6 protein-coding genes are annotated in these 12357 nt (G+C 68.1%); all 6 read right to left on the reverse strand.

Annotated elements, in window-relative coordinates; translation table 11 throughout:
* Positions 1-26: 26 nt before the first annotated feature.
* A complete protein-coding gene (locus D0D37_RS18315; protein WP_116201769.1) occupies positions 27-1145 on the reverse strand; it encodes a cobalamin-independent methionine synthase II family protein in 1119 nt (372 codons plus the stop codon).
* Positions 1146-1378: 233 nt separating this feature from the next.
* Complete coding sequence (locus D0D37_RS18320) at positions 1379-2401, reverse strand: LLM class flavin-dependent oxidoreductase (protein ID WP_116201770.1); 1023 nt, start codon at positions 2399-2401, stop codon at positions 1379-1381.
* Positions 2402-2429: 28 nt separating this feature from the next.
* Positions 2430-4559: a N,N-dimethylformamidase beta subunit family domain-containing protein gene (locus tag D0D37_RS18325; RefSeq protein ID WP_167493544.1), complete on the reverse strand. Its 2130-nt coding sequence runs from the start codon at positions 4557-4559 to the stop codon at positions 2430-2432.
* Between the two features lie 114 nt (positions 4560-4673).
* Positions 4674-4958: a DUF1905 domain-containing protein gene (locus D0D37_RS18330; protein WP_116201772.1), complete on the reverse strand. Its 285-nt coding sequence runs from the start codon at positions 4956-4958 to the stop codon at positions 4674-4676.
* A gap of 163 nt (positions 4959-5121) precedes the next feature.
* Positions 5122-8793: a CARDB domain-containing protein gene (locus D0D37_RS18335; protein ID WP_116201773.1), complete on the reverse strand. Its 3672-nt coding sequence runs from the start codon at positions 8791-8793 to the stop codon at positions 5122-5124.
* 67 nt (positions 8794-8860) lie between these two features.
* Positions 8861-12357, reverse strand: a 3497-nt coding sequence (locus tag D0D37_RS18340) for a CARDB domain-containing protein (RefSeq protein ID WP_116201774.1), incomplete at its 5' end; no start/stop codon positions are given.

A 12357-nucleotide genomic window follows, 5' to 3' on the forward strand; every position in this document is an offset into this window, starting at 1 on the left:
CTGATTTCCCTTGCGCCGCGCGATACTCAGTCGACAGCAGCGGGGCGTTTGGCTTCCGCACTGTCGCGGGCCGCGGGAAAACCGATCCCGAGCTGCTCCGCCGCGAGCGCAGTGCCTTCCAGCCGCGCGCGGATCTTGGCGAACGCGGTCTGCCGCGAGGTCGACTGGTCGTCGGCGAACGGGGAGAAGCCGCAGTCGTCACAGGTTCCCAGCTGTGCCACCGGGAGGTACCGGGCAGCGCGCAGAACGCGGTCGCGCACCTCTTCGGCGGTCTCCACCCGGGGGTCGATCGGGTCGGTCACCCCGACGAACACGCGGACGCCCGGCCGGAGCTGGTCCGCGAGGACGCGCAGGACCCGATCCGGATCGGGCTCGCTGGCCAGCTGGACATAGAAATTTCCGACGGTGTGCCGGAACAGAGCGGGAAGCAGTTCGGCGTAGTCGACGTCGAGGCTGTGCGTCGAGTCCAGGTCGCCGCCGGGGCAGGTGTGGACGCCGAGGCGCGCCCGCTCGGAATCGCTGAACCTCTCCAGGACCCGGTTGTTCAGCTCGACGAAATCGCGCAGCACCTGGCCGCTGGGATCGAGCTTGAGCGACAGGCGCCCCTCGGTGAAATCCAGCTGGACGACGTGCGCGCCCGCGTCCAGGCACCCGCGGATATCGGCTTCGGCCTCGTCGACCACGTCGGCGAGGAAATTCTCGCGCGAATAGCCGTCGATGCCGGCCGCCGGGTAAAGCAGGGACAGCGCGGAAGGCGCGATGACCGCCTGTTTCACCGGAAGGGTCGTGCACTGCCGCGCGGCCCGCAAATAGAGTTCGGCGCGCTCCTGGTAGCGGAGCGGCCCGGAGGTCAAACAGGGCAGCTGCCGCTGATGCCCGTCGGCGAACGGGATGACGACGCCGTCCGCGGAAAGGTTCGCCGAACCCGCGATCGGGTAAGTGACGAAGCTGGGTTTGCGCTGCTCGCCGTCGGTGACCACGGTCGCGCCCAGGCTCGCTTGCGTTTCGATGGTCTCGCGGACGGCCCGGTCGAGAACGGAGGCGAAGGCCGCGTCGCCGAGCTGCCCGCTTTCGCGCGCGGCGAGGGCGCCGAGCAATTCGGGCGAACGCGGGAGGCTGCCGATGGGTTCGGAAGGAATGGGCATGCGGCGAGCCTAGAAGCGGCGATGCGGAAGTGACACGGGAAAGCGTCGTTCTCCTCCTTTCGAGCCATTACCGGTTCGAAAGTGTTGACACGAACTGTCACGGATCGATGCGCTTTATTGGCGGACTGCGAAAAAGAAGCTCTCGCGCGTGACGCGTTATTGTGATTCAACCCGCCCGGAAAGCGAGGGACGGCGGCTGACTCCAGCCACCGTCCCTCGTTGTCAGTACGGAATCAGCGCCAGCCCAGCTCCGGAGCGACGTGGGTCAGGATGCTCTCCAGCACGTGGGCGTTGTAGTCGACGCCCAACTGGTTCGGCACGGTCAGCAGCAAGGTGTCCGCGGCCTGGACGGCCTCGTCTTCCTTCAGTTCCCGCACCAGTTCGTCCGGTTCGGCGGCGTAGGAGCGGCCGAAGATCGCGCGGGTGTTCTCGTCGATCATGCCGATCTGGTCGCGCGAGTTGCGATCGGTGCCGAAGTACGCGCGGTCCAGGTCGTTGGTCAGCGCGAAGATGCTGCGGCTGACCGACACCCTCGGCTCGCGCTCGTGGCCCGCTTCCTTCCACGCTTCGCGGTAGGCCTCGATCTGCTTGCGCTGCTGGACGTGCAGCGGTTCGCCCGTTTCGTCGTCTTTCAGCGTGGAGCTTTGCAGGTTCATGCCCAGCTTCGCCGCCCAGACGGCGGTTGCGTTCGAGCCCGAGCCCCACCAGATGCGGTCGCGTAGGCCTTCGGAGTGCGGTTCGAGGCGGAGCAGCCCAGGCGGGTTGGCGAACATCGGCCGCGGGTTCGGCTGTGCGAAGCCCTCGCCCTCGAGCAGCTTCAGGAAGACCTCGACGCGGTCGCGGGCCATGTCGGCCTCGGTCTCGCCCTCAGCGGGGGCGTAGCCGAAGTAGCGCCAGCCGTCGATCACCTGCTCGGGGGATCCCCGGCTGACGCCGAGCTGGAGCCTGCCCCGCGAGATGAGGTCCGCGGCGCCCGCGTCCTCGACCATGTACAGCGGGTTCTCGTAGCGCATGTCGATCACGCCGGTGCCGATCTCGATCTTCGACGTCCGCGCGCCGATCGCCGCGAGCAGCGGGAACGGGCTGCCCGCCTGGCGCGCGAAGTGGTGCACGCGGAAGTACGCGCCGTCGACGCCCAGCTCCTCCGCCGCGACCGCCAGGTCGATCGACTGGTGCAGGAAGTCGGAGGCCGACCGGGTCTCGGAGTGCGCGCTCGCCGACCAGTGGCCGAACGAGAGGAAGCCAATCTTCTTCACGCGTCGTCAAACGTTCAACTACCCCGTCTCATTCCCGGGCGGCCGCCACGCGGTCCGGACTCGTCGGCGCGGGACTGGCGAGTGCCCGGTCGAACACGTTCCGCAGCAGCCGCCGCACCACGGGGTCCGCCCGGATGGCGCCGTTGAACGTCATCGACGACGCGCTGAACACGAAACCGCCGCCAGGCAGCTCCTTGCACACCATCGCCGCGCCCGCGCGGGCAGTCGGGTTCGTCCCCTGTGCGATGACCCCGCTCGCCGGCACCTCGCCGACGAGGCCCTGGAGGGTGTCGAATTCCCAGGCGCTCGCGGCTCCGTTCCGCCCGTGCGCGCCGAACTCGCTGCCCGTCGACAGGCCCGTCCCGGCCAGGAACGGGTGGTCGCGCAGCACGCGGTAGGGCGCGAAGGTCATCCAGCCCTCGTACTCGAAATTCACCCCGAGCAGCTGTGATTCGGGCAGGCCGTAGTCCTCGCGGAACAGGTCGCGGCCGCCGTCGGCGGCACGGAAGGTCAGGGTGGTGCCGGCGGCGTCGAACTCCGCGCGTTCGTAGATCTGGTTGCCTCCGGTGGCGATCACGTTGCCCCCGTCCGCGAGGTAGTCCGCCAGGTTGGCGCGCATGGCCATCGAGAAGTACTCCGGATGCGAACCGAGCACGACGGCGCTGTAGTCCGCAAGCCAGCCACCCGTGTGCAGGTCGTGGTCGGTGTAGCAGTCGAACCCGATCTGCTCGGCGCTCAGCCAGCGCAGCAGTTCCAGATCGCTGTGGAGCTCCAGGTCGTACTGGCCTTTCGGCGCGATCAGCCAGGTGTAGCTGGGCCGCAGGAACGAGATCGCGCGCTGGACGCCTTCCTGGCCCTCGGAGTACTGGTCGTGCCCGCTCCAGCCGTTGTACGCGTGGTAGGTGTTGGTCGGCAGGACCACTGCGATGTCCTGCGCGGGCGCCGCGGGCCGCACCACGAACGGGATGTGCTGCACCCGGCCGAACCGGCCGGTCAGCCGCGCGGCGTACACCCCGGACGGCCAGGTCTCGGGGATGTCGGCGGCGTAGCGCTCGGCCCAGCCGCATCCGGCGGACCGGTAGTTCGCGGCCGCCGTCTGCAGGCCGCCCGCGACGGTGGTCGTCCCGGTGACCGCCTCCGGCGTGTCCCCGCCGGGTGCGACGCGCACGAGCTGCGCGGTGACCGAGCTGAACGCCGTCGACAGCGCGACGGACACCCGGCCGCCGGCGGGCACGCTCTGCCGCTGCGGATACCCCTGCAGCCCGGCACTGCGCTCGACGGTGAAACCCTGCCCGACGACGACACCGTTCCCGTTGTTGATCCAACGCGGCCCGCCGTCGGTGTCGACGGTCTCGTGGTTGGCGAGGCGCAGTTCGACGAGATCGCCGTCGTCGCCCGGCACCGTCGAGTGGTCGATCCGGATGAGGTAGACGGCGCCGTTGCCGCCTCCTGCGAACAGGTCTCGGCGGAACAGCTCGAACCAGTCGTTGTCGCCGATCTCGATGGGCTGCCCGCCGTTCGCCCATCCGCTGCCGTCGCGGTAGCGGAACCAGGTGAGCGCCCCGGTGCCGCTGACGGCGTAGATGACATTCGCGGTGTCGGAGAACAGATAGCGCGCGACGTTGAACCCGTCTCCGAGCGGCTGGGGCGTTTCGAAGGCGCCGTTGATCCGCCGCGACCGGTACAGGATCCCGTTGGCGTCCACGCACCAGATGACGCCGCCCGGTCCGCCGAAAATCCGCGGGAAGGCGTTGAATCCGGTCCCGACGACGACCCCGGTGCCGTTGTCGGCCCACGTCCCGTCCCCAGTGTCCGGATTGGACACGAGACGCTGGTAGCACAACACCGTCCCGTCCCCGCGCACGCCGTACAGGACGCCGTTCAGATCGGCGAGCACGGTGACGAAGTCCTGCCAGCCGGACCCGATCAGCAGTCCGGAGCCGTTGCTCCAGTCGAACGCGGCGGCGGCCCAGCCCCGGTGCCGGTACCAGTAGAGGGCCCCGTCCGCCTGCACGCCGTAGACGATTCCGTCGCCTCCGCCGAGGAGCCTGCTCCACCGCTGGTGCGGATCGAACGCTCCGGTCGCCAGTGCTGCTTCTGGACGTCCTTCCGCCGCGTCGGTGATCGGCAATGCCGGACGGCCGGTGATAATCCCCATGTCTCCCCCAGGAGTTCGGTGTGCGTCCCCTCGCACACGTCTGATGGGATAACGCTCGAGCGGCCCCCGGGCGTTTACCCGGTGGCGGCACGACCACCCGATAAGCCCAACGGCTCAGCGGGCGAGGCGTTCCAGCAGGACGACCGTCACGGTGTCTCCGGCCTCCTTGCCGATCGCTTTCCGGAGCGAGGCGTTGACCGGGAGTTTGTGGGTGCCGTCGCCCAGCGCCATGAAGGAACTGCGGAACGGTTCGCCGTCGACAGTGCCGCGGACCTTCACCAGGCCGCGGGTGCCGAAGAACTCCGCTGAGCCGGGCCAGATCAGGTAGGTGTGGCCGCCTTTGGCCGGGCTCTTGCGCAGGGTCGCGGTGAATTTCTCGTCGAGTTCGCCGGTCGTCATCGGGTTCTCCGCAAGGGTCGGGCGGGACGTTCATCTCGAGGTACGAACCCGGTCGCGGGATTTCGACACGGTACCGGCCCGTCTTGGGAGAAACCCGGAATGTTCACGCACGGTGTCGATCCGGTGCCGGAACGGTCACCCGTCGCGGCACCGGACCGCTCCCCTATCGCGTTCCGCGACGGCTGCGCACCGCAACCGCCGGGACCGGTCCTCCGGTGATCGCGAACTGCGAGCCCGGTTCTCGGACGACGTCACCGGTCGCCGAATTCGTGATTGTCACGTTCGTCAGCGTCGCGCTGCCGCGGGCGCCGCTCATCGCGAGGATGCCCGCGCCGTTGTTCGACTGGTCGATCTTGACGTTGCTGATCGTCACGTCCGGCATCGAGCCGCCGCCCGTTTTGAACTGGATTCCGTCGTACGTCGAATCGTGGATTTCCGTGTCCCGCAGCGTGATCCCGGGGATGTCCTTGCCCTGGGCGAAGAACGTGATCGCACCGAACTTCTGCTGTTCGCCCCAGAAGGCGCCGCCGCAGCGGTAGAGGGCGTTGTTCGCGATCAGCGTCTGCCCGGAGAACGGCAGCGGGTCGTGGTCGGTCGCCAGCATGATGCCCGGGTAGTTCATCGTGTCGGAGACCAGGTTGTTCTCGATCTTGTTCCCGTAGCCGCCGTACACCGCGATCCCGTTGGCGCGCCACGGCAGCTGCACCGTGTTGTTGCGGAATACGTTGTCGTGCCCGATGTCCACTGCCGGATCCTTCACGTACTGGTTCGCCCACACCGCGAGCGAGTCGTCGCCGGTCGTCCGGAACGACGAGTTCACCACTCGCGAGTTGCGGGTGCCGTTGGCGAAATTGATGCCGTCGGCGTAGGTGTCGCGGATCCGCATGCCGCTGAACTCCAGGCCGTCGGCCGGGCCCCACAGCGCCGGGATGTTGCTGTAGTCCCGGCCGACCCACACGCCGACGTTCGCGTGCTCGATCCACACGTTCGAGATCTTCGTGCCGGTGCCGAACCGGCCGTTGAGGCCGACGCCGCCCTCCGCGCCCCCGTCCCCGCCACGAATCCGGCCGGAGCCGAAGATGGCGAGGTCGGAGATCTGCACGTTCTTGTCGATGTCGAAGCCGAAGTTGCCCTCGTGCGGATGGTTGATGCCGCCCGCGTCCTGCGGCTGGATCAGCGAGTACAGCTGCGAGTACCACATCCCGGCACCGCGGATGGTCGCGTTCGAGATGCCGATCTGGTTGTACTGCCCGCCGCCGTTGGGGACGTTCGGGTCGTCGGTGAGGATCTTCTGCTCTTGCCGCCACTGGCCCGGCGGGATCCAGACGCAGCTGATCACGCCGTTCTGGTCGTCGGTGACCGCGCGCTGGATCGCCGCGGAGTCGTCGATCCCGTCGTCGGGCACGGCGCCGTAGTCGGTGATCGAGGTGCATTCGGGCGGTTTCGGCAGGGCTGGCGCGACCTGTTCGAGGTCGATCAGGTCGATGACGTAGAACGCCGCGTTGTCGCCGTTGTCGCGCTGCAGCTTGAACTTCGTGCCCGGCGGGTACGACTGCGCCAGCAACGCGTGCGATTCGTCGAACAGCCGCCGCGCGTCACCTCCTGGCTTGTTCGTCAGACCTTCGGGGTCGTCGGTGGTGCCGTAGAGCCAGCTGTGCGTGGACGACAGGTTCAGCTTCTGCGCGAAGGTTCCATTGACGTACAGGCTGATCGTCGCGTCCTGTCCCCCTCCGCCGGGTGCGTCCGGGATCGAGTCGCGGACCACGATCGAGTTCGCTTGGTTCGTCGACGTGAATTCCACGTACTGGCCCTGGTTCGCCAGTCGCACGGACTTCCGGCCGGACGACTCGGTGGCGAAGTTCGTGTGCCCGAACGTCCGCAGCGGGTCGGTTTCCAGCAGTTGGCCTTGGTACTGCGCGGCTTCGGCCTCGTACTCGACGTAGGGCACCGCTGCGCCGCGGCCGACCACCATCGCCCGCGAGAGGGTGTTGTTGGCTTCGTTGGTCTCCTCGACCACGCCGGTCGCGTCGGCCGTCGCGGTGAGGGTCGCGTTCGCGGCGGTCCACGTGCCCGGCATCGCGACGTTCGCCGTGGCTCCGGCTTCGATGGCGGGTGTGTCGCCGCTGAATGTGGCGCTGCCAGCGGACAACCGGGTTACCGAGGCTGCCGCGCCGCTCGTACCGCGGTTGTGCACCGCGACGGTGAACGACACTGCCGCGCCGACCGCCGGGTTCGGCGGGTTCGACGTGATACCGGTGACTTCGAGGTCCGGGCCCGGTGCTTGCGCGATCACCAGAGGGGTCGGCGAGGTGAAGGTGTTGTTGGTGTCGTCCTGCTCGATCACCTTGTTGTCCGGGTCGACTGTGGCGGCCACGCGGTAGCTGCCCTGCGGCCGTTTGCCTGCCTGCACAGTCACTGTGGCGGACGTTCCGGCGGCGAGTGCGCCGACCGGTGCGGAACCGACGACGGTGCCGCCGAGGCTGACGTTGACCGTCGTCGCGCCTGCAGGAGCGGTGCCTGCGTTTCGCACTGTCGCCGATACCGCCAGGTCGCTGCTCTCGGTCGGGTTTGACGGGGCCCACGCGGTGCTGGTGACGACCAGGTCCGGGTTCGGCGCGGGCGTGCCGAACACCTGGAATTCCGCGGCTTGCCCGCCGGGTGCGCCGGAGTTGGCGAAGAACCGCAGCTGCACGTCGGCGGCGCGGCCGGTCAGCGGAATGGTCACGGTGTTCTGGTTGGCGGCCGGGTCGAAGCGGTAATCGGCTCGTGCGGACAGCGTTGTGAATTCCGTCGTGCCCTGGGCGCGGCCGAGGATCTCGAAGTTCTGCGTCCGTGCGCCCCAGATCGGGTCCGGGTTGAGCTTCACGACGACTGAGGCGAGGTCGGCGTCGGCACCGAGCTTTACTGTCAGGGTGTTCGGGTAGCCTGCGGCAGACTCCCAATAAGTACCAGTGTTGTTGTCGTTCGCGTTGGCGGCCGCGAATGCGCCGACCGTCGAGGACGCCTCGATCGGCTTGCCCACAGCGAGGTTCTGGCCGGTCTGCGTCCCGGCCCGGACGACGTGATTGCTGTCGGCGGACTCGTTCCCGGCCGCGTCCTTGGCGCGCACGAAGTACTCGATCCGCGTTCCGGCAGGCCGGTTTTCCGTGAACGTGGTGCCAGTGACCGTGGTGACGGGCGTGCCGTCGCGGTAGACGGTGTAGCCGGTGACGCCGACGTCGTCGGTCGACGGCGACCAGGTCAGCCGGACCTGTCCGGAGGCGGGCTCGGTCAGCGCGACGTTCGTGGGCGCGGTCGGTGCCTGCGTGTCTCCGGTGTCCGCTCCGTACAGCTCGAACTCCGAGAGCTGCGCGGCGGGCCACTGCGTGTTCGCGGTGACGTCCAGCCGCACGTAACGGACGGACGCGGTCACCGGAATGGTCACTGCGCCGGAGCTGAACATGTACCCGGTCGACCGAACGAGGTCGGTAAACGAAGTACCGTCGGTGCTGCCGCGCACGGTGAGCGTCTGCGTGCGGGATTCCCAGGCGGCAGGGAGTTTCAGCACGATCCGGGTGAGGGACTTGGTCGAGCCGAGGTCGGCCTGGATCCATTGCGGGAACGCGTTGTTGGCCGATTCCCAGTAGGTGTCCTGATTCCCGTCGAAGGCGTTGGCGACGGGATAGCCGGGCTGCACGCTGCTCGCCGATACCGTGCGCGTTAACGGCACATCAGCGGCGTTCGGAGCCGGACCTGGCGAAGGGCCACCGGCCGCGGCGGCGGGGGTGAGGCCCGCCGCGAACAGCCCCGCGGCGAGGAAACCGACGACGAGACGGGACAAACGCATACGTGTCATGGCGTCTTCCGTTCTTTGACAGAGAAGAGCGGGCACCCGCCGGGAACACCAGCGGGTGCCCGCGCGCTCAATCGCGGTTGATCGTGAAGGTGCTCGTCGTGTTCCGGATGTCCTGGTCGTTGTCGCTCAACGTCAGCCCGGTGAACGTCGCCGACCCGACCGCCGGGCCCTGCCCGGGTTCCGGCAGCTCATTGGCCCAGATCCCGATCCCGGACTTGGCGTCGAACTCGTCGCCGCTGCGGTGCGCCCCGCTGATCGACACGTTCGTCAGCACCGTGTCCTGGACCGTATTCTCCGGCTGGCCGCCGGTGTACTTGGTCTGGAACATGATGCCGCTGTACGTCGGGCTCTGGATGTCCGCATCGGACACCCGGATGCCGCGGAACTCCTTGGAAGCAGAGAACATCCAGATCGCCGGGAACGTCTGCTTGCCCCAGAAATGACCGCCGGTGCGGACGAGCGAGACGTTCTGGACCGTCGTCGGCTGCGGCCCGAACCCGAGGAACGGATAGCCGAAGTCGAGCGAACTGAGCGTGATTCCGGAGTACGTCAGCGTGTCCGCGATGTAGAGGTTCCGGAAGGTGTTGTTGTACCCGCCGTACACCGCGATGCCCGCCGCGCGCCACGGAAGCAGCACGGTCAAGTTCTCGAATACATTGTCGTACTGGTTGCCCTGGTTGATATCCGTGGCGGCGAACAACGCGAAGCTGTCGTCGCCGGTGGACCGGGCTTCGTTGTTGGTGACGTGGTTGCCGGTGCTGCCGTTGGTGAAGTTGACACCGTCGGCGAACGTGTCGCGGATGCGGGAGTTCTTCACCGTGGAGTTGTCCACATTGGTCGCCCAGAGCAGGCACATCTGGTGCTCCACCCAGATGTTGTCGATGGTCATGTTCGTGACGCCGGTGAAGTTGAAGACCTTGCCGGGGCCGTCGATGCGCGAGGTGTAGTTCCCGAACACGGCGAACCCGCTGAAGGTCGACCCGCTCGCGCTGGCCTGCGCGTCGAACCCGATGTCGGTGTTCTCCTGTCCGGCTGGCGCGGTGAACCTCGTGAACCACGGCCCGGCGCCGAGCACCGTCACCGGCTTGCCGTACACGGTGACCTTGCTGGTCATCGGGTACTGCCCGGCGGGGAGGTAGACGCCGGTGAGGTTCGGATCCTGGCGGACCTTGTCCAGCGCGGCCTGCACGTCCTGCTGCGTGAACCCGGCCGGGACCGCGTAGTGCGCCGGATCGGGATTCGCGGTCGCGGCGGCCAGTTCGAAGTTGACGAAGTCGATCGCGTAATTCGAGCTGTTCGCGGCGTCCTTCTGCAGCTTGATCTTGTGCCCGGCGGGCACGGTCGTGCCGAGCAGCATGCTGGCCTCGTCGTAGATGTGCCGCGCCGGTCCGGCTCCCGGCGAGTTGCCCGGGGAGGCTTCGGCACCGTAGAGCCACGCGTAGTGCGAGGTCAGGTCGATGGCCTTGAGGAAGGTTCCGTCGACGTACACGTTCAGCGTCGAGTTCTGCCCGCCGCCACCCGCGGCGTCCGGCATCGAGAATCGCGTGACGAGCGTGTTGGTCGCCGCACGCGTGGTGAACTCGACCGAGGAGCCGGTCGCGTTCAGTGTCACGGCCTTGCGGCCCGACGCCTCGCCCGCGAGATCGCCGATCGTCCGGTTAGGACCGATCACGGACGCACCGCCCGCGACCACGCCGTCCTCGGCCTCGTACATGTCGTACGGCATATTGGCGCCGCGGCCGACGAACAGCGATTGGGTACTGGTGTTGTTGCCCTGCTTGACAGGCAGCTCGTTGGCATCGTTCGCGACGGCTGTCTTGACCGTGTACCGGCCGTTCGCCGCCGTCCAGCTCCCAACCGTGACCGGAGTGGTCGCTCCAGGGGCAAGAACACCGGTGAAGGAACCGCTCAGCGTCTTGACGACCGTCCCGTTTTGGTCGGCGATCGTCACCGTGACGTCGTGGGCACCGTCCGCCGAAGCGATCGCGCCCTGGTTGCGCAGGGTCGCGGTGAAGGTCACCGTGTTGCCCGCCGACGGGTTGTTCGGCGACCATGCCGTGGCCGAGACGAGGTCGGAACTCTGCACCGGGCTGACGACCAGTGGCGTCGAGCTGGTGAAGGAATTGTTGTCCTCGTTCAGTTCGATGACAGTATTCGCCTCGTCGACCTTCGCGGTCACGTCGTAGCTGCCCGCGTCCCTGGGGCCGATGTTCGCCGAGACAGTCGTGGACGCTCCGGCCGCGAGCGCGCCGACTGCTGCCGTGCCGACCTTTGTCTTGCCCAGATAGAGGTTCACGTCGGTCGCGCCGGAGGCTGCCGTCCCGGCGTTGCGGACGGTCGCCGACGCGGTGATCGCGTCGGTCTCCACCGGGTTCCGCGGCGACCAGGACACGTCCGAAACCGTCAGGTCCGGGTTCGGCGCGGGGACGCCGAAGACCTGGAATTCCGCCGCCTGACCGCCGCCTGCACCGGAGTTGGCGGTGAAGCGCAGGCGGACGTCACTGGCCCGGCCGCTGACCGGGATGGTCACGGTGTTGCCGCTCGAGGGGTCGAAACTGTAGGTCTGCGCGGGCGCCAGCGTGGTGAAGTCGGTCGCGCCCTGGTCGCGGCCCTCGACAGCGATCGTCTGCGTCCGCGTGCTCCACGACGGGTCCGGGTTGAGCTTCACGACGACCCGGTCGAGGTCGGCGTGGGAACCGAGCGCCACGGTCAGCAGATTCGGATACGCCCCGCTGCCTTCCCAGTACGTGGTCACGGAGTCGTCATTGGCGTTGGCCGCGACGTAGGTCTGCTGGGTCGAGGACGCCGTGATCGGCTTGTGCAGCGCGAGATTCGAGCCGCTCTGCGTGCCGTTGCGGGTCACCGTGTTGCTGTTCGCCGACTGGTTGCCCGCCGCGTCCCGAGCACGCACGTAATACGCGACGCTCGCGCTGGCCGGCTGATTGTCGGTGTAGGTCAGCACATCCCCGGCGACGCTGCCGCGGAGCTGGCCGTTGGCGTAGACGTCGTAACCGGTGACACCGGTGTTGTCCGTCGACGCCGACCAGGTCAGCCGGATCTGGCCGCTCGCGGGCTCGGTGTAGGCGAGGTTTCCGGGCGCGGACGGCGGCTGCGTGTCACCGCCCGCCGGGCCGTGCACCTCGAACTCCGACAGCTGCGCGGCAGGCCAGCCGGTGTTGGCGGTGATGTTCAACCGGACGTAGCGGGTGCTGCCGGTGAGGTTCACCGTGACGGTATTGCCGGTCGCCGGGTCGAAGCGGTAGCCCGCCGAGGGCACGAGATCGCTGAAGCTCGCGCCGTTCGCGCTGCCCTGCACCGCGAACGTCTCGGTGCGGGCTTCCCAGTTCACGGGCAGCTTCAGCACGAGCTGGGCGACATTCGTCGCGGTGCCGAGGTCAGCCTGAATCCATTGGGGGAACTGGTTGTTCGCGCTCTCCCAGTAGGTGGCCTGGTTGCGGTCGCCGACGTTGGAGACGGGGTAGCCGGGGAGCTGGCTGCTGGCGGTGTACGTCGCGGTGGCGGCTTGGGCGGCGGGCCGGACAGGTGGCGGGGCGGGGGAGGCTG

It is taken from the genome of Amycolatopsis circi, from assembly GCF_003385235.1.
Classification (GTDB): domain Bacteria; phylum Actinomycetota; class Actinomycetes; order Mycobacteriales; family Pseudonocardiaceae; genus Amycolatopsis; species Amycolatopsis circi.